Raw genomic sequence first — 18,551 nt, 5'->3', positions numbered from 1 at the left:
ATGGCACTGGAAGACGCAAAAAATCAGGTAGACGAGGCCTTCACCAACCCTGATCTCAAAGGGCTGTCCTACGAAAATACCTTTGGCGGCGCGACATCGTTCCTGCGCCGTCTCTATACCAAGGACTTGAAAGGCGTGGATATCGCCGTGACCGGTGTGCCCTTTGATCAGGCCGTGACGAACCGACCCGGCACCCGACTTGGCCCCCGCGCAATCCGCGAGGCCAGCGCTTTGCAATCGCCCGATGCGCCTTACGGCTGGCCGTTCGATGCGCTCAGCGAGCTGGCGATCGTGGATTATGGCGACATGGCCTATGATTATGCCAATATCCCGGCCTTTCCCGATACGTTGACCGACCACATCCGCACTATTTTGGCCGCTGATGTGTCTTCGGTCACGTTAGGCGGGGACCACTATATCAGCTTTCCGATCCTCAAGGCATATGCCGAGAAATACGGGCCGATGTCTCTGCTGCAATTCGATGCGCATACCGACACTTGGGCCGATGACGACATGTCCCGCGTGGATCACGGGACGATGTTCTACAAGGCGGTGAAATCCGGCATCGTGGACCCGAAACGCTCGGTTCAGGTCGGTATCCGTACCACGAACGAGGACACATTGGGCGTCAACATCATCGACGCGCGAGAAGTCTACGAATCCGGCCCCGCCGCCGTGGCGAAAAAGATCAAAGGTATTTTGGGCGACAGCCCGGTCTATCTGAGCTTTGACATCGACGGCCTGGACCCGGCCTTTGCCCCCGGCACCGGCACGCCCGTTTGGGGTGGTCTGAGTTCCATTCAGGCGCAGATCATCCTGCGCGATATCGCCGGGATAAATATCAAAGGCGGGGATGTGGTCGAGGTCTCACCGCCATATGACACGTCAGGTGCCACGGCCATTGCCGGTGCTCACGTGGCAACTCAGATCATTTGCCTGCTGGGGTGGAACAAGTTGGTGCAGGATTAACCTTTGGTTAGCCATCTTTCCGGTATCTGATTAACCAAAAGCCGGACGGGAGAAATACGGGCATGACAGACTTTAACCAACCGATCAGCGGCAATGATCTGGCGCGGTTTTCCGGGCCGAACACGTTCATGCGGTTGCCGCAGGCTGACTCGCTGGCCGGTTTGGATGTGGCCGTGCTGGGCATCCCGATGGATATCGGCACCTCTTGGAGGTCAGGTACACGGTTCGGGCCGAAACAGATCCGCAGCGAAAGCGCGATGATCCGGCCTTATAACATGGCCAATTCCGCAGCTCCTTTCGATAGCTTGCAGATTGCGGATATCGGCGATCTGGCGATCAATACGTTTTCGCTGGCCGAAAGCCTGAAGATCATCAAGGAAAGCTACGATTCAATTCTGGATCAGGCGGTGATCCCGGTTGCGATGGGCGGCGACCATTCGATCACGCTGCCGATTTTGCGCGCTATTGCGGCCAAGCATGGTCCGGTCGCGCTGGTGCATGTGGATGCTCATGCCGACGTGAATGAAGAGATGTTCGGCGAACGTGAAACGCACGGTACTGTCTTTCGCCGCGCCTATGAAGAAAAGCTGATCGACCCGGTCAAGACCTTTCAGGTCGGCATTCGCGGTTCGGGTTACGCGGCCAGCGACTTTACTGAGGCGCAGGACTGGGGCTTTCGCCAATTCCCGGCGTGGGAGCTGTGGCAGCAGAACCTGACCGAGATCGGCTCGCAAATCCGGAAAACGATCGGGGACCACCCGGTCTATATCACCTATGACATCGACAGTCTGGACCCTGCATATGCCCCCGGCACCGGCACGCCGGAAATCGGAGGGCTGACCACGCCGCAAGCGTTGCAGCTGATCCATGCGCTAGCGGGCGTGAACGTGGTCGGGTGCGATCTGGTCGAGGTGTCGCCGCCATACGATCCGTCAGGCAACACGGCACTAACCGCAGCAAACCTGTTGTTTGAACTGCTGTGCATATTGCCGGGCGTGACGTCACGGTAAAAGAGTTCGCACCTTGTCTGCCAAAGCGATCCGAATATGGTCGGCGAAAGGGCTGGTCCGGGGATGAAAAAAATGGCGCTGTGGCTGATTGTTGTTCTGGTAATTTTGTTTGGAGCATACATTCGTTTTGCACCATCAGACCCGGCAAAATGGCATGTGGCACCGATAGGTGATCAGGACCGTGATCTTGATGGAGGTGTCGTCCGTGTGGTCGAAACGGGGCCGGATGGCCTGCTGCGGCTGGATGCGTTCGCACGCGTTTCAGACCGAACGTCAGTTCTGGCCGGGTCTGTTGATGAAGGGATGATTACCTACATCACGCGTACGAAAGTGATCGGCTTTCCGGACTACACGACAGTGCAACAGGACGGAGACACGCTTCGCATCTATGCTCGTCTCAGGTTTGGCCGGTCAGATTTTGGGGTAAACCGCGCTCGTGTTGATGAGTGGCTTGCTCTGTTGCAGCCCTGAGGACAGGCACCCCTCCTGAACCTCGCGCCACATCGGTACGTTCAGGGACATCTGGCATTGGGCCATGAACATGCGGCCATCGACTTGCAGGCAGATCATCTCGCCCAGTTCGACGCGGGTTCCCGATTTGTCGGTGCAATAGCAGTCCTGAACCTTGCCGCCGGGGCCGACCACATCGGCTAGGGCGGGTGTTACGATCAGTGTAAAAACAAATATCAACCGTTTCATGTGCATTAGCCTAGCATAGTGAGGGGCCTTGACCAAAGGGCCGGATTGATAGACACCGCCGTGATGATCCCCGAAGAACGACTTGAACAGATAACCCAGCGATTCCAGTACCTCGAAGCGGCCATGGCAGATGGTGCCTCGGGTGGAGATATTGCGGCCTTGGCCAAAGAATATTCCGACCTCAAACCGGTTGTGGATCAGATCATGGCGTGGCGTCAGCTGGTCGCCGATCTGGCCGAGGCCGAGGCGATGCTGGCCGACCCGGACATGAAAGAACTGGCGGAAGAAGAAATTCCGGCATTGAAGACTCGCATCCCCGAATCCGAACACGCCTTGCAGCTTGCGCTGTTGCCCCGTGATGCGGCGGATGCGCGTCCGGCGATGCTGGAAATCCGCCCCGGAACTGGCGGAGATGAGGCCGCACTGTTCGCCGGGGACCTTCTGCGCATGTACCAGCGCTATTCCGAAGCGCGGGGATGGAAGTTTGAGGTCATCGAAGAACAGGCCTCGGATCTGGGTGGGATCAAAGAGGTCGTCGCCCACATCAAGGGCGAGAACGTGTTTGCCCGGATGAAATACGAGTCCGGCGTGCACCGGGTGCAGCGCGTGCCGGAAACCGAAAGTGGCGGACGCATTCACACCTCGGCTGCGACGGTCGCGGTTTTGCCCGAGGCCGAAGATGTGGATATCCAGATCGACGCCAATGATATTCGCATCGACACCATGCGCAGTTCAGGCGCTGGGGGGCAGCACGTGAACACAACCGACTCGGCGGTTCGGATTACCCACCTGCCGACGGGGATCGTTGTGACAAGCTCGGAGAAATCGCAACACCGCAACCGCGAGATTGCGATGCAGGTGCTCAAAACCCGGCTGTATGATCAGGAGCGTCAGCGGATCGACAGTGAACGTTCGGCGGACCGGGCTAGCCAGGTGGGGTCGGGGGATCGGTCCGAGCGGATCAGAACCTACAATTTCCCGCAAGGCCGCATGACAGACCACCGCATCAACCTGACGCTTTATAAGCTGGATCAGGTGATGCAGGGCGATCTGGACGAGGTGATAGATGCACTGACCGCTGATGATCAGGCGCGACTATTGGCGGATATGGCGCAATGATTGCGGCGCTGACAGCAGCACAGGCGATGGTTTCGGCCACGGCGCGACTGCGGGCGGCGGGTGTGGCCGACCCGGCGCGAGACGCCCGGGTTCTTTTGGCCCACGCGGCACGGATCGAAGCCAGCCGGGTCACTCTGATCGCGCCCGAAGAGCTGTCACCAGAGATTGCAGAGCGTTATGATCAGCTGATTTCGTTGCGTGCGGTGCGTGTACCGGTGTCTCATCTGTTGGGTGAGCGCGAGTTTTATGGCCGACGCTTCCGCGTCAGCCGCGATGTGCTGGACCCACGGCCGGAAACCGAAGCGCTGATCGAAGCCGCGCTCAGCGACCCGTTCGATCATGTACTGGATCTGGGTGTCGGCTCAGGCTGTATCTTGATCACGTTGCTGGCAGAACGGGCCAGTGCCTCGGGCGTGGGTGCGGACCTGAGCGAGGCCGCCTGTCTGCAGGCCAGCGCAAATGCAGTGCAGCACCAGGTACAAGGTCGGGTGGAAATCCTGCAATCTGACTGGTTTCAGAATATTGACGGCCAGTTTGATCTGATCGTTTCGAATCCCCCCTATATTTCTTTGACGGAAATGGACGACCTTTCACCAGAAGTGCGCGAGCACGAGCCGCGACTGGCGTTGACGGACGAAGGGGACGGGCTGGGCGCTTACCGTCGCATCGCCGCAGGCGCACCGGATTTCCTACTGCCGGGCGGCCGTCTGCTGGTGGAAATCGGGCCGACACAGGGGCGCAGTGTCGCAGCATTGTTCGAGTCGGCAGGCCTGACAGCCACACGGATCGTTCCCGATCTGGACGGCCGCGATCGCGTCGTTTTTGCCAAAATGCCGCATTAATGCGGCAACCTGAGGCCGAAATACGCCGATTAATGTAAAAAAGCTGCGAATTTTTGGACAACCCCCTTGTCTGTACGCACAGGACGTGTTTACTCAACACCAGTCGGAGGGCTGACGCTGGTTCAGCGGGCCCCGGACGCCAAGCCCAAAATAGTCGACATCGCGTCACAGCTAAGCTTTTGAGCAGTGCAGGATGCGAGATGATCGACAGCGAATGACAAGGCTGACGTAAAGTAAATGAGATCTTCCAAATCCCGCTCTCGGGTCAAGAATAACCGCAACCGTCCTTCTGGGGGCAATGTCGTAAACCGGGTTTTTGACAGCTCGGGTCCCGAAGGCAAGGTGCGCGGTACGCCCCAGCAGATTATCGACAAATATAATCAGTTGGCGCGCGACGCCCAACTGTCCAATGACCGTGTGGCCGCTGAGAACTTTCAGCAGCACGCAGAACACTATCTGCGCCTGCTGAGTGAGGCACAGCGCGAAATGGAAGCGCGCCGCGAAGAGCAAGACCGCCAGAACCGCGAGCGTCAGGCCGAGCGGGATCGCGAACGCGCCGAGCGCCAGGAGCGCGAAGCTGCCGCCCGTCAGTCGGACCCGGCCGAAGCGCCGCAACCGGACGTGATGGATTTCACACCCGAGGCAGCTACCCCAGAATCCGGTTTGGTTGAGACCCCGGAGAGCAAGGATGCTGCTGCGGCGGCGGCCACCGAAGCACCGGCGAAAAAAGAAAAAGCACCGCGTCGTCCGCGTACGCGCAAGCCAAAGCCCGCGCCAGAGGGGGCAGAGGACGCGCCGACAAGTAACGGCGATGCACCGGAAGCGGCTGAGTAAAACTTGGTCCATGATTTAATCGAAAAGAGCCCTACATGTAAAATATGTAGGGCTCTTACTTTTGTTTGTTTTGATACCAAATTCTGTTGGTGTCTAACTTTGATAGTCGCTCAGGCAGCGGTCGGATTATTCAATAATTTGACAAGGCCCATTGCCTTCTGCCGGCCTACCCAAACTTGTTTTCAATTGGGCTGACTTTGCGTCTAGATCAATGAAAATTGTGTATGTGATCGTGCGGTAAGTCTCGTATTTTCTATACACGCTGTTGTCGAGGCTTCGCGTTACTTTAGTAGGCAGCTTCAACTTCCATTTGAGCCTATATCGACCGTCCCTCCTTTCAGCATACTTCGTGCCAAGAGGCGCGCCGTGGACATGGTGTATCAATCCATCATACGCCGATGCTGATCTAGATGAGGTGTCTATTTCGTAGAACGCTTCATTGGGAATCCAACCCTGACGGTCTGGTTCATATGTACAACGTAGTTTTATCTGAGCCGCGTGGCCTGACAACGGTACTTGGACGAATAGAATCGTCAAAAGTGTCACTAAAACCTTCAACTGATTTTCCCGCGATTTGAGATTAACTCTTTTTTAAATATCCCCGCCTGTGAACATGATAAAGCTGAAGATTCATTGAGACCAGAAATCTTATGAATTTCTGATGTTTCTAGCCAATGCACAGAAAGCTTCCAGCGGGACTTGTTCGGCGCGCTCTGTTGGTTGAATCCCAGCCGCGAGCAGGCGGTCCTCGATATCCGGCGCCACGCCTTTTAGCGATGCGCGCAGCATCTTGCGGCGCTGGTTGAAAGCTGCGGCCACGACACGCGACAGAACCCGGGCATCCGCCGGATAGCGCGGTTCGGGCAGCGCCGTCAGGTGCACAACCGCGCTTGAGACCTTTGGTGGCGGCGTAAAAGCCCCGGGGGGCAGGGACATGGCGATGCGCGCCTCGGCCCGCCATTGGGCAAGGATCGCAAGGCGGCCATAGGCTTTGCCCCCGGGTTGGGCAACGATGCGTTCTGCGACTTCGCGTTGGAACATCAGCGTCAGGCTTTGCCAGAACGGCGGCCATTCGGGCGGGGTAAGCCAGCGCACCAGCAATTCGGTGCCAACGTTATACGGCAGGTTTGCGGCGATGCGGATCGGCGGGGTCAGATGCGCCAGCGGTTCGATTTCCAGGGCGTCGCCGTTGATGACCTCAAGACGACCCGGATAAGCAGCAGCGATGTCGTTCAGGGCAGCGATACAGCGGGTGTCTTTTTCGACCGCGACGACCTTGCGCGCACCTTCGGACAACAGACCTCGGGTCAGACCACCGGGGCCGGGGCCGATTTCCAGCACGTCGCATTCCGTAAGATCCCCTGCCTGCCGCGCGATCTTGGCTGTCAGGTTGAGGTCCAGCAGAAAGTTCTGCCCCAGCGATTTACGCGCCGAGAGTTGATGTGTCGCGATAACTTCGCGCAGAGGGGGAAGGGTGTCGATTGAACTCATGATCCGATTACCGTGGCGCGTGTCCGGGGGGGAACGCCAGTGATTTTTTACCTCCGGCGGGGATATTTTCAGCCAGGTGAAGGATCAAGCGCTTTGTGCCATCCGTTGGGCTAGTTTCAGCGCCTCGATCAAGCTGGTGGGGTTTGCCATGTCCTGTCCGGCGATATCCAGTGCCGTGCCGTGATCGGGCGAGGTGCGAATGAAGGGCAGGCCGAGGGTCACGTTGACGCCACGGTCGAAGTCGAGCGTCTTGATCGGGATCAATGCCTGATCGTGATACATGGCAATTGCGGCGTCATATCGGACGCGGGCGGCAGCGTGGAACATCGTGTCCGCCGGGTATGGGCCGGTAACCGTGCAGGTATCGCCCGGCAAATCAGATATCAGAGGGGCGATCCAGTCCAGTTCTTCATGCCCCATTTTACCGCCTTCGCCCGCATGCGGGTTGAGGCCTGCAATGGCGATGCGGGGATGGGGGATACCAAACTGTCTGCGCAGGCCTTCAGCGGTAATGGCGATGGTTTCGCGCAGCAGGTCGGGGGTGAGCTCGGACGGGACGCGCGACAGCGGAATGTGAATCGTTGCGGGCACCACGCGAAGCTGCTCGCTGGCCAACATCATCACGACGCGCTTGCGCCCGGCCAGAGCGGCGAGAAATTCGGTATGGCCAGGATAGGCGAACCCGGCCCCGTCGATCAGGGCCTTTTTGTGGATCGGTGCAGTGCACAGCGCCGATGCGGCACCGGATTGCACCAGGGAAACACCGGTTTCGATTGCGTCGATCACACTGGGCGCATTGGACGGGTCCGGTTGGCCTGCTGCGTTTGTGGCGGGAAAGCTCAATTGCAGAACAGGCAGGGCATTCGCGCAGATATCAATGGCCTGTGCCGGATCGCTGATCCGCTGCGTAGGCGTGCCTGCCGGCAGATGCGCTGCGTCGCCGATATAGAAAAACGGGCAGCTCGCGCGCAGTTTTGACCAGGCTTTGGCGGCGATTTCGGGGCCTATTCCAGCGGGATCGCCACAGCTAAGCGCGATGGGCGCGGTCATTGCTCGATGATCGTCGCGTCGGCGCGGAGCTGTTCAACCAGACTTTCGGCAAAGGCCTGCAGGCGCTGTTGCGTCAGGGCGTTGGCTACATCCACGCGCGTCGTGTCTTCGCCCCGGTCCAATGTGCGCGTACACAGCATCAGGAATTTCAGAGTCTGACCATTGTTTCCCGTCAGCGTCGTCGAAACTTCGTTCAGGTCCAGCTTGGACAGCTCAAGCGCCACATCGCGGGGGATCTCGGACGGGCTGGCTTCGATACGTTGCAGTACCCCGGCAGGTTGATCCTTGGCGATACCGTAGAGGTCGTCGCAGTTATCAATCTGTTCGCGCAACTCGGCGGCTTTGGCCAGGGTTTCGGCACTGCGGCCGCCGGCCATGTTGTAAATCGCGTAGTCGATCTTGGAGTAACGCGGTGCGCTGGTGCTTACTTCGCGCAATCCGCGCAGCTGGAACAAGGCGATCGCGTTGGGCAACGACAAGGGCTGTGTGATGTCGCCCGTTTTGAGACCTAGAATCACGGGTTGCAGGGCAGGGGGCAAGTCGGTCAGGTTAAGCCATTCCAAACGTCCGCCGTCATCGCGTGTACCAGCTGCCGAATACTGTGTGGCGGCAGAGGAAAACGCATCGAAACCTTCAAGCAGTGCGATCTCTTCGGCCAGCAATTCGGCTTGGGCTAAGGTTTGCGGCGTGACCGGAATAATGATTTCCGACATCAGGACTTGAAGCCCGCCACTCCCGGCCTGTCCCAAAGCCCGGTTGATCTCGTCTTCGCTCGGCCTGGCCTGCGACAGAAAGCGCGAACTGACGTAGTCGCGCCACGACAGCTGATCAGCGACGAAATCCCGCACGGTTTCGGGGGAAACGCCAGATTCGCCCAGCAATTGCAGGAACTCATCGGTCGAAAGACGGCCACGGGCTGCAAACTCATCAATGCCCACCTGAATGTCTTCAGGTGCGACCTCGATTCCTGCGTCGCGCATGGCCTGTTTGCGCAGTCGTTCGTCGATCAGCGAGTCGCGGACTTCGTCCTCGGTGGCGCCAGGGGCACCCAGAACAGTCAGGAATTGCTGGCGCTGCTGAAGTTCGTACCAAGTGACAATGTCCTGGTTGACCTTGATCGCAGGTGAAAACAGGCTCTGAGCCTGGCTGTGACCAGTGGACAGGGCCAGCAAAGCGGCAGCCAGTGCCGGTGCAACCGGCTTTAACCAACCGGAACGGACTATTCGCGAGAAACGTGAAATCAACTGCATCTTCTCTTGTACTGTTGGCCGCCACCCTCGACGGAGTAACCTGTCAGGGCAACGGTAAACCCGAATTCTGTCGAAGGCTCAATACTTGATGATGAGGTAAATCGCCTGCTGACGGTCATGTTAACTTTTACACACTCATTCTGGTAGGTAACGCCCAGCCCATATCGGATCGGTTCGGATTCGCTGAGGTCATAGCGCGCATAGGCCTGTGTCAGCCAGTTCTGGTCAACAAGGTAGCGGCCATTCATCCAGATTTCGGATATTTCGTCATTCGCATTTTCTGCCGGATCTTTTTCCTGCCACACATAGCTGCCGGTTAGGCCGACATTTGGCTTGTTCCAGCCTGCGCGCACCTCGGCCTTAGCAAAGCTGAAATCACCATTCAACAGGCCGCGACCCGCCAAAGACCAGCCATTGGCGGTTTGCAACTGACCGGCCAACAACACGTCGGAGGCGGTACCCTGCAGGCCCGACGTCAGGTTGAAGTTGGGGTCAGCGGTCGAGCGGAAGACCTGTCCGACAGTGGCAAGCGCGCGCCAGCCATTTACGCCATAGCGCGCCCAGTTGACCCCGAACACCGCCGTCGCACCATCTTCGCGGCGATCCGGCGCCGGAAAGCGTGACAGGGACAACAGGTTCCCCTGGTCGAATTCCTGAAAGGTGCTTTCGTCATTGGGAACGTCCTGATCTGTCACGTTCGTCCAACCGACTTGCGCGATGGGTTCAAGCACCTGCGTGGCGCCTGACTTTTCCCGACGGGTCATAGGATAACGCAGCGTGAGTGCGGCGCGGGGGGCCGCACGGGTCACCTGGTCAGGGAATTGGCTGTCATCTCGGATGTCAAAGATATCCACCGATGTCCCGAACCGGGCATCAGCCCTGAGGCCCGATGCGAAGATCCAGCTGCGCATCCAGTCCGCATCGAACGTGGCACGCGCGACATCGCGGCCAACGATATCCTGATCGCTGGTGCGTGTGTGATTGTGGGCCACAAAGCCCAAGCGTACTTCGCCGCCGACAGAGGTTGGGAAGTAGCGTTTCTGAAAATACAGGTCGAAGATCCGCGATGGGATCACTTCCTCATTTTCGCTGTCTCGCAGGGATTTGTAATGGATGAAACTGGTGCGGAAGGCGGTATCGCGTTTGATCCGCTCAAGCGCGATTTCGCTGCGCAACCGGTCAAAATCGGGCAGGCCATAATCCGCGAGATAAGCGTTATCCGAAGTTGTCTTCACATCAAACAAAAGGCGAAAGTCGTTGTTCAGGAAGAAATAACCGTTGGCAAAGAGATAGCCCCGATCCTCGTTCTCCTGCAGGTCGTCGCGGGTGAAAGCGCCGTTCAGCTCAATCCGGCCGCGTTTGAATGCCTGGCGATAGCGATAGCCCAGTGTTCTTGTTTTTCCCGAGATATAGGGGGTCAGCGTCAGGTCCTTGTGGTCGCCAAGCTTAAAGAAATACGGCACCTGCACGCCGGTTCCCAGCTGCGATGTGGTGCGAATCGACGGGACAAGGAATCCTGTTGCGCGGTCCAGTGTCGGGTCGGGCAGGCGCAGATAGGGGAAGTAGAAAACCGGGAAATCCAGTATTCGGAACTGTGCTCCTTCGAAATACAGTTGGCGTTCCAATTGGTCATGCGTGACCTTGCGGGCGCGGATTTGCCACAGCGGAGGTTTGCCATTGGCGCAGACATGGCAGGACGTCGCCGAGACCTTGCTGAACTGTGTGTAACGCCCCCCCGCGCGCGCAGCCTGGACCGAGGCGATCTGAACCTGCTGATCGAACACCATGCGGGCTCCGATCAGCAGACCGTTCATGATCCCGTCATCCAGTTCGGCGGAATCAGCCAGCAACGTGGTTTCGCCGCCTTGATCGATGCGGACCGGGCCTTCCAGCGACAGATTGCCGGTTTCGCGGTCATAGGTGATGCGCGTGGCCGTGACCTTGGCGTCGCCCTGAAAGGCTTCGACATTCCCTTCGGCCACCAGATTACGCTCGGGTGTGATAAAGATCCGGTCGGCCACCAGGAGGGCAGGCTGATCCTCTTGCGTGGCACCCTGTGCGGCACCAGCAGCGGGTTGAGATTGCGCGAATGCGCCCACGGGCATGGTCAGTGCGACTGCACCGGACAGAAACAAACTGGCAATAAGCCGCATTAGCCATCCTCCGCATGCAGCAAAAGGCCGAGGGATAGAAGAATGGCTGCGAAGGGCGGGGCCCAGGCCGCGACTAAGATAGGCAATTGACCGTTTTCCCCCAGAATTTGGGCAAAGTTGCGAATGAAGTAGATACCAAAGCCCAGCAGGACGGCGGTTAAAACCGCGATCCCGGTGCCGCCAAATCGCACGTGGCGCATGGTGAAGGCCGCGCCGATCAGGACCATCGACATCAGAAACAAGGGGCGGGCCAGTTGGACCTGCAACCAGACCTCATATTGCTTGGTCGAAAACCCGGCTTCGCGCAGGTCGCGGATCAGTTCCGGCAGGTCATAGACCGATACGGAATCCTGATCGCCAAGCGTGTCCAGAATCCGTTGGCGTGTCAGCGATGTGGGAACCTCAAGCCGCGCGTGTTCAGTGGCGTGGGTTTCTGGATTCACACCGCCTTCCAGCGCCCAAATCTTGGCATTGGTCAGGACCCACGTACCGTTCTCTAGATCCGCCTGGTCGGCTACGATCTGCTGGGTCGGTGTGCCGTCCGGGGCGAAAGTAATGATCGTCACCTGATTAAGGGTGAACCTGTCGCCGTTAGATGTGTCCTGGGCGTGGATCACGGATTGACCATTGGCCGATCCCTGCCGCAACCAAAGACCATCTGCACTGATCGACAGCGTCGATCCGCCGTTGTTTTTGTAGGATTCTGCAAGCTGTTTGTACTCTTCCGACGTGGCGGCTGCGATGGGGTTCAACATGCCAACCGCCAGTGCGCCGATGATCAGGGCGATCACCACAGGGGCCAACAGGGCGCGGATGCCTGAACGGCCAGTGGCACGGGTGACAACCAGTTCCGAACTGCGGGCCAGACCGATAAACAACGCGATCGTGGAAAGGATGACCAGCAGCGGCAGCATTTCGCTGATCGCGGCAGGCGTATTCAACAGCGTCAACTGAAGCAGCAGACCAAAGGACAGATTTGCATCGTCAAAGCGGCGCACCTGTTCGATCAGGTCGATCAGAATCATCAGCGTCAGGAAAATGCTGCCGATGACCAGGAAACTTTGAATGAATCGGCGGGCGAAGTAGCGGTCGAGGATCACGAAGGAACTCCTGCCGAAAAGACGCACAAACAGCCTTTGGTCGGGTGCAGACCAGAATCACCGCTACACGCAATTGTGCGCGACGGCCTATGCCTGCTCTGTCTTGCCAAAACCTTCTCCCCCGAGCCTGTCGGATTTTTTCCGGGACTGTAGTCCAAATGCGGGCCGGGGAAAACTGCTATCTGGTCAAGCCGCGCGGCGCGGGCTAGGTCTTGGGGAACTGATTTTGAGGAGTTCGCAATGAGCAGTCTTGTACCGATCCGTTTCCAGGACCCCGACATGGATGCGATGGCGCAGGCCGAAGGGCGCGTGGCCATTATCATCCCGTCCGACGGCAAAATGAACCCTGCCGCCCGTCGCGCCAACCGCCTGACCCGCGGGGCTGTGACACGGCTGGTCGAAAGCGAGCGGTTCGAAAAGGTGAAAACCGGTGACGTGATCTCGATGGCGTGGCCATCCGGCATGGCAGCCGAGGCGCTGGACGTTCTGGTCCTGCCGCGCCGCCCCGAACCCGTCGAGGCCCGCAAGGCCGGTGCCGCGCTGGCCAAGCTGGCGGGCAGCAAGGACCTGCTGGTGATGTCGGGCAATCAGGTCAAAGCCGAGGATCTGGCCATGGGCATCGCGCTGCGCAGCTATGATTTTGATGCGCACAAGACTAAGGAGTCTGATGAGGCCGGTTCGGTCATCATAACCCACCAGAAGGCAGATGAGATCGAGGCTGCGTTTGCACCGCTCTACGCGGTCGCCGACGGTGTCCGTATGACCCGCGATTTGACCAACGAGCCTGCGAATATCCTGACCACCACCGAATTCGCCGACCGGCTGGACGAGATGAAGGCACTGGGGCTTGAGGTCGAAGTGCTGGAAGAAGACAAACTGGCCGAGCTGGGCATGCGTACGCTGCTAAGCGTCGGGCAGGGGTCGGTCAGCCCTTCGAAGGTTGTGGTGATGCAATGGAATGGCGGCGACAAAGATGACGCGCCGCTGGCTTTGGTCGGTAAGGGTGTGGTGTTCGACACCGGTGGTATTTCGCTGAAACCTGCGGGTGGTATGGAAGACATGACCATGGACATGGGCGGCGCGGGTGTCGTTGCAGGAACCATGCGCGCGCTGGCCAAGCGCAAGGCCAAGGCCAACGTTGTCGGCTTGGTCGGATTGGTAGAAAACATGCCTTCGGGCAACGCCACCCGTCCGGGTGATGTGGTCAAATCCATGAAGGGCGACACGGTCGAGATCATCAACACCGACGCCGAGGGCCGTTTGGTTCTGTGTGACGTGATGTGGTACGCGCAAGAACGGTTCAAGCCTGTGGGCATGGTCGATCTGGCCACCCTGACCGGAGCGATTATTATCGGCCTCGGGCATGAGAACGCGGGCGTATTTTCGAACAACGACACGTTCTGCAATGCCTTCCTGAAGGCGGCGGGGGCCGAGGACGAAGGCGCATGGCGGATGCCGTTGGGCGAAGCCTATGACAAGCAGTTGAAGTCGCGGATCGCCGATATGAAGAACGTGGGCGGGCGCCCGGCGGGTTCGATCACGGCGGCGCAGTTCCTGCAGCGGTTCGTAAAAGAAGATATGCCGTGGATTCACCTGGATATTGCCGGTGTGGCTTCGGTCTCGTCCGAGACATCCTACGCCCCGAAGGGCGCAACCGGCTGGGGCGTACGCGCGCTGAGCCGTTTCGTTCAGGACAACTTCGAGTAAGCCGATGGGGGCCGTCTATTTCTATCACCTGACCCGCCAACCGCTGGAGCATACCTTGCCGGTGTTGCTGGACAAGGCACGGCAGGCCGGGTGGAAGATTGCCGTGCGGGGCAGCGATCCCGCGCGGATGGACTGGCTGGATGAAAAGCTGTGGCAGGGGCCCGAAGAGGGGTTCCTGCCACATGGCCGCGCAGGCGGTCCGCACGATGCCGCGCAGCCGATCCTGCTGACGACCGAGGCGCAGGCTGCCAATGACCCGTCTTGTGTCATGGCGGTAGATGGCGCGGCGGTCGACCCCGATGAGATCAAGAAACTGGACCGTGTATGTATCCTGTTCGACGGCAATGACGCAGAGGCCGTTCAACACGCGCGCGGGCAGTGGAAGGCTTTGACCGGTGCGGGATGTTCCGCCCAATACTGGTCCGAAGAATCCGGGCGCTGGGAAAAGAAAGCTGAGGCTTAGGGCCCGAGCCACTTTCCGGAAGGCGTGGTGGTGATTGCGCAAAGATGTGCGATCAGAAATGCCTCAATGACCGGATTGAAGCCCAAATTGACGGATGCGGTGCAAGGCAAAAATGACAGCTTTCAATTGTTAAGGCCTAAGTTTGAGGAACCAAATGTCCAATAGAACCCAGTCTCTCTTGCACCAGCCGCTAATTCTTCCCTGCGGCGTAACTCTTAAAAACCGAATTGCTAAATCGGCGATGTCTGACTCGCTTGGTGACGGCAAAGGCAATCCAAGTGATGATCAAATCAAGCTCTATGAGCGTTGGGCAACTGGCGGCCTCGCCCTGTCGATCATCGGCGAAGTGCAAGGCACACCTCATTTCGCAGAGAAGCCCGGCAATTTGGTTTTGAACGATCAATCCGATTTCGCATTTCTAAGAAAACTTGCAAAGGCAGGGGCAACCAACGACGCTCATTTGTGGCCGCAACTTGGACATGCAGGTGCGATGGCGGATGCTCCGATCAGCTCGCCGAAGGGGCCGAGTAGACTTGATTTGCCCGGTCTGAAATGTGGCGCGCTGTCCTTGGATGAGATCCATGCACTGCCGGCCGAATTTGCACGCACAGCAAACCTTGCCAAGCAGCTCGGGTTCGGTGGCGTTGAGTTGCATGCGGCCCATGGATTCTTACTCAACCAGTTTCTGTCTCCGCTATTCAACAAACGCGAAGATGCCTATGGCGGTTCTTTGCAAAACCGGATGAGACTGCTGCTGGAAGTGATCAGCGCTGTGCGCGATGCCGTTGGCCCGGATTTCCCTGTGGGCATCAAGTTGAACGCGACAGATCAACTTGAAGGCGGCTTTGCTGAAGATGAATCCCTTGAGGTCATTGCGGCATTAGACAAAACAACAATTGATCTGATCGATGTCAGCGGTGGCACATATTTTCCGGGTGCTGCGTCATCATCGGATCGTGCGGGTTCCGGCGCCTATTTTCTTGATTTTGCTGAACGTGCGCGTGCGAAAACGAACATTCCCCTTATGGTGACGGGCGGTTTCAAGACGCTTGCACAGGCCAAAAGCGCCATTGCAGAAGGCAAGGCTGATCTCGTTGGATTGGCCCGCGCACTTGTCGTTGATCCAGAATTGCCATCATTTTGGCTTTCCGATCAACACGACGAGCCGCAATTCCCGCGTTTCAAAAACCCACCGGAAGGCGGTGTGACTGCATGGTACACGATGCAAGTCACTCGGATCGCCAGAGGTGAGGACGCGCTTGAACCAAATGATCTAGACGAAGCAATAGCGGCATACGAGGCCAGAGATGAGGTTCGACGAGAGGTTTGGAATTCTCATTTCAGCGGAACCTCACGAGCAACCTAAAGCCGGTATTGGCGCAGCTGCAGTGACCGGAAGCATTGGTCCGCATGGCGGACCAAAACTTTGAAAGGAAAGCGCATTCGCTGGAATCGGCATGGATACCCGTATCACAGGGGGCAGAAACGCCGTGTGCTGCGTTTGGCTTTATTCCGCTTTTTGCAGAGAGGTTTGAATAAGCCCAACCCCTTGTTGCACCGGAATTGATCGCCTGCACCCTTGCTCCGACGGTTCTCTGCTTTAGGGTGCGCGGCGTTGCGAGCAGAAGGATTTTGAGATGAAAAAGAACCCATTGGGGCGCACTGGTATTGAAGTGACGGATCTGTGCCTTGGCACCATGACGTTTGGGACGCAGACCTCTGAAGCGGATGCACACACCCAGATCGACATGGCGCTGGAGGCTGGGATCAATTTCGTTGACGCGGCTGAGATGTACCCGGTGAACCCGGTCTCGAAAGAGACCGTGGGGCGGACCGAGGAAATCTTGGGCAACTGGAACGCGGTGAACGCCGCGCGGCGGGCGGAGTATATTCTGGCGACCAAACATTCCGGTGCGGGTTTCACCCATGCCCGCGACGGGGCACCGATTTCTGCGCAAACGATCCCCGAAGCGATCGAGGGATCTCTGCGTCGTTTGCAGACAGATTGCATCGATCTGTATCAGTTTCACTGGCCCAATCGCGGCAGTTACATGTTTCGACAGAACTGGGACTATGCGCCGTCTGGTCACAACACCAATGACGTACTGGAGAATATGGAGGAGTGCCTTGTCGCTCTGCAACAGCAAGTCGATAAGGGCAATATCCGCGCGTTCGGCCTGTCGAATGAAAGCGCATGGGGCACCGCGCAATGGCTGCGGCTGGCCGAACAGACGGGCGCGCCACGGGTCGCTTCGGTCCAGAATGAGTATTCTCTGCTGTGCCGCCACTTCGACACCGATATGGCCGAGCTAAGCGTGCACGAAGATGTCGGCCTGATGGCGTTTTCTCCGTTGGCGGCAGGGTTTCTGACGGGCAAGTATCAGGGCGGAGCGGTGCCTAAGGGCTCGCGCATGGATCTTGTTCCGACCATGGGTGGGCGTAAGTACGAGCGTGTGTTTGGGGCCGTAGATGCCTATCTGAAGATCGCGCAGCGGCATGGCCTGGATCCGGTACATATGGCGCTGGCATGGTGCCAAACGCGCCCGTTCATGATGTCTGCCATTTTCGGAGCGACCACGGTTGCGCAGTTGGCCCATATTCTGGGGGGCACGGAGGTGGTGTTGGCGGATGATGTCCTGGCGGATATCAGTGCCGCGCATCGCGCGCATCCGATGCCGTTCTAAGGGGGCTCTGCATCCGCTGCGCTTTGCGCGACTCCCCCGGGAAATTTTTAGCCAGATGAAGCGGATCCGGTCAGTGATGTGTGGGCTGGATCCGGTCCTGACGGAGGTCTCTGGCCGACAGGCCGTGCGCGGTGCGGAAAGCACGGGCAAAGCTGGATTGTGAGGCAAAGCCTGTGGCGAGTGCCACGTCCATCAATGGCATATCCGTATCGGTTACCAGACGCCGCGCTTCGGCCAGGCGCAGTTGCAGATAGTGATCCTGTGGCGTTGTGTTCAGGCGCAGACGGAACTGTTGTTGCAGAGTACGAGGGCTGGTGCCCAGAGAGTCGGCAATGACGGCTAACGGTAGCGGGTCCTCGAGCGATGTCTCCATCAACGAGTTCGCCTTTGCTGTCAGAGCCGTATGACGATGCGGCGCGCCTGTACGGCTTTGTGGCTTGGACGGTTCGGGTGCGCCCTCGTATAGGAACAGGCCGGACACGCGGGCGGCAAAACCTGCGCCGTGGCGCGCGGCGATGATGTGTAGCATCATCTCGACTGCGGGGATCGCGCCGCCTGAAGTCAGCCGGTTGCCGGACACAGTAAATCGGTCAGGGCGAACATCAACTTCGGGGAAGCGGTTCGCGAAATTGTCCAGATCCTCCCAGTGCGTTGTGGCGGAGTGGCCGTTCAGCAGGCCGGCTTCAGCCAACAACCAGGGGCCGCCGTCGATGCCAGCCATGGTGGCTCCGGTACCGGCAATGCGGCGCAGTCCGGCGAGCAAGCTGGGTGTGGCGTGACGGGCCAGTTGGAAACCTGCAATGACGATCATCAGGTCGCAACCCTGCAACCGAGCCAGCGGTGTGCCTGGAACATTCAGGGCGCTGGTCAGCATCGCCGGTTCCGCTGTGGCCGTCACATAATCCCAGTCAAAGGCTGGGCGGTCCGCCAGACGGTTGGCGGCGCGCATGGGATCAACGGCCGAGGCAAAGCTGAGCGTGTTGCATTCATCCAGAACCAGCACGGCCGTTTTTAGGGCGCGATGTTCGGGCTGCAATATGTTTTTTGCGGATTTCATCAAGTTCGATTCGCATTCTGGCAAGTTGTTTCCATAAAGCTGCGCCAGAGTCGGGGATGAACGCAAATCGGAATCCGGGGAGAAGCCTGAGGATAACTTAGGTCAAAACCGGGTATAAGTTGG

General features: G+C 58.5%; 17 protein-coding genes. 10 read left to right on the top strand and 7 right to left on the bottom strand.

Features of this window, described 5'->3' with window-relative positions; all coding sequences use genetic code 11:
• From speB (AC2FD9_RS21330) to AC2FD9_RS21320, 3 genes are all read left to right on the top strand, one after another.
• A complete protein-coding gene (speB, locus tag AC2FD9_RS21330) occupies positions 1–969 on the top strand; it encodes an agmatinase (protein ID WP_058277593.1) in 969 nt (322 codons plus the stop codon).
• A 62-nt stretch (positions 970–1,031) separates the two neighbouring features.
• The gene (speB, locus tag AC2FD9_RS21325; protein ID WP_496838786.1) at positions 1,032–1,979 is read left to right on the top strand and encodes an agmatinase; all 948 of its coding nucleotides are present in this window, start codon (positions 1,032–1,034) and stop codon (positions 1,977–1,979) included.
• Between the two features lie 63 nt (positions 1,980–2,042).
• Positions 2,043–2,450, top strand: coding sequence for a DUF1499 domain-containing protein (locus AC2FD9_RS21320; RefSeq protein ID WP_282168160.1), 408 nt, complete (start codon positions 2,043–2,045; stop codon positions 2,448–2,450).
• Here AC2FD9_RS21320 and AC2FD9_RS21315 read toward each other — a convergent pair.
• Entirely contained in the window at positions 2,391–2,678 is a 288-nt protein-coding gene (locus AC2FD9_RS21315; protein WP_282168161.1) for a hypothetical protein, read from the bottom strand. The genes AC2FD9_RS21320 and AC2FD9_RS21315 overlap by 60 nt on opposite strands.
• A gap of 63 nt (positions 2,679–2,741) precedes the next feature.
• Here AC2FD9_RS21315 and prfA point away from each other — a divergent pair, with 63 nt between their 5' ends.
• The 3 genes from prfA (at position 2,742) to AC2FD9_RS21300 (ending at position 5,473) form a co-directional block, all read left to right on the top strand.
• Positions 2,742–3,797 (top strand): peptide chain release factor 1, encoded by a 1,056-nt coding sequence (gene prfA, locus AC2FD9_RS21310; protein ID WP_496696645.1) that lies wholly within the window; start codon positions 2,742–2,744, stop codon positions 3,795–3,797.
• Positions 3,794–4,639 (top strand): peptide chain release factor N(5)-glutamine methyltransferase, encoded by an 846-nt coding sequence (gene prmC, locus AC2FD9_RS21305; protein ID WP_496838784.1) that lies wholly within the window; start codon positions 3,794–3,796, stop codon positions 4,637–4,639. The genes prfA and prmC overlap by 4 nt, the downstream gene beginning before the upstream one ends.
• Before the next feature lie 237 nt (positions 4,640–4,876).
• The gene (locus tag AC2FD9_RS21300) at positions 4,877–5,473 is read left to right on the top strand and encodes a DUF4167 domain-containing protein (RefSeq protein ID WP_108858419.1); all 597 of its coding nucleotides are present in this window, start codon (positions 4,877–4,879) and stop codon (positions 5,471–5,473) included.
• Positions 5,474–6,121: 648 nt separating this feature from the next.
• On the opposite strand, the gene rsmA is transcribed toward AC2FD9_RS21300, so the two are convergent.
• The 5 genes from rsmA to lptG all read right to left on the bottom strand — a co-directional run bounded on the left by rsmA (position 6,122) and on the right by lptG (position 12,517).
• Positions 6,122–6,964, bottom strand: a complete 843-nt coding sequence (rsmA, locus tag AC2FD9_RS21295) for a 16S rRNA (adenine(1518)-N(6)/adenine(1519)-N(6))-dimethyltransferase RsmA (protein WP_496835600.1) — start codon at positions 6,962–6,964, stop codon at positions 6,122–6,124.
• 84 nt (positions 6,965–7,048) lie between these two features.
• Complete coding sequence (gene pdxA, locus AC2FD9_RS21290; RefSeq protein ID WP_496835599.1) at positions 7,049–8,014, bottom strand: 4-hydroxythreonine-4-phosphate dehydrogenase PdxA; 966 nt, start codon at positions 8,012–8,014, stop codon at positions 7,049–7,051.
• Positions 8,011–9,264 carry a peptidylprolyl isomerase gene (locus tag AC2FD9_RS21285; protein WP_058277601.1) on the bottom strand — a complete coding sequence of 418 codons (1,254 nt, stop codon included), beginning with the start codon at positions 9,262–9,264 and terminating at the stop codon, positions 8,011–8,013. The genes pdxA and AC2FD9_RS21285 overlap by 4 nt, the downstream gene beginning before the upstream one ends.
• On the bottom strand, positions 9,255–11,417 hold the full coding sequence (locus AC2FD9_RS21280; protein WP_496838781.1) for an LPS-assembly protein LptD: 2,163 nt from the start codon (positions 11,415–11,417) through the stop codon (positions 9,255–9,257). The genes AC2FD9_RS21285 and AC2FD9_RS21280 overlap by 10 nt, the downstream gene beginning before the upstream one ends.
• Entirely contained in the window at positions 11,417–12,517 is a 1,101-nt protein-coding gene (lptG, locus tag AC2FD9_RS21275; protein WP_496838779.1) for an LPS export ABC transporter permease LptG, read from the bottom strand. The genes AC2FD9_RS21280 and lptG overlap by 1 nt, the downstream gene beginning before the upstream one ends.
• 240 nt (positions 12,518–12,757) lie before the next feature.
• On the opposite strand from lptG, the gene AC2FD9_RS21270 reads away from it, so the two are divergent.
• From AC2FD9_RS21270 to AC2FD9_RS21255, 4 genes are all read left to right on the top strand, one after another.
• On the top strand, positions 12,758–14,224 hold the full coding sequence (locus AC2FD9_RS21270) for a leucyl aminopeptidase (RefSeq protein WP_496838777.1): 1,467 nt from the start codon (positions 12,758–12,760) through the stop codon (positions 14,222–14,224).
• A gap of 4 nt (positions 14,225–14,228) precedes the next feature.
• Complete coding sequence (locus tag AC2FD9_RS21265; protein ID WP_282118261.1) at positions 14,229–14,687, top strand: DNA polymerase III subunit chi; 459 nt, start codon at positions 14,229–14,231, stop codon at positions 14,685–14,687.
• Positions 14,688–14,841: 154 nt separating this feature from the next.
• Positions 14,842–16,053: an NADH:flavin oxidoreductase/NADH oxidase family protein gene (locus AC2FD9_RS21260; RefSeq protein WP_496838775.1), complete on the top strand. Its 1,212-nt coding sequence runs from the start codon at positions 14,842–14,844 to the stop codon at positions 16,051–16,053.
• A gap of 271 nt (positions 16,054–16,324) precedes the next feature.
• On the top strand, positions 16,325–17,371 hold the full coding sequence (locus AC2FD9_RS21255) for an aldo/keto reductase (protein ID WP_496838773.1): 1,047 nt from the start codon (positions 16,325–16,327) through the stop codon (positions 17,369–17,371).
• 70 nt (positions 17,372–17,441) lie between these two features.
• Here the strand turns inward: AC2FD9_RS21255 and AC2FD9_RS21250 are convergent, their stop codons facing one another.
• A complete protein-coding gene (locus AC2FD9_RS21250; RefSeq protein WP_496781265.1) occupies positions 17,442–18,428 on the bottom strand; it encodes a GlxA family transcriptional regulator in 987 nt (328 codons plus the stop codon).
• Positions 18,429–18,551 lie beyond the last annotated feature (123 nt).

Source organism: Ruegeria sp. YTSC230 (assembly GCF_059609665.1).
The sequence above is the reverse complement of the archived record's forward strand: the minus strand, read 5'-3'. Positions and strand labels throughout refer to the sequence as shown.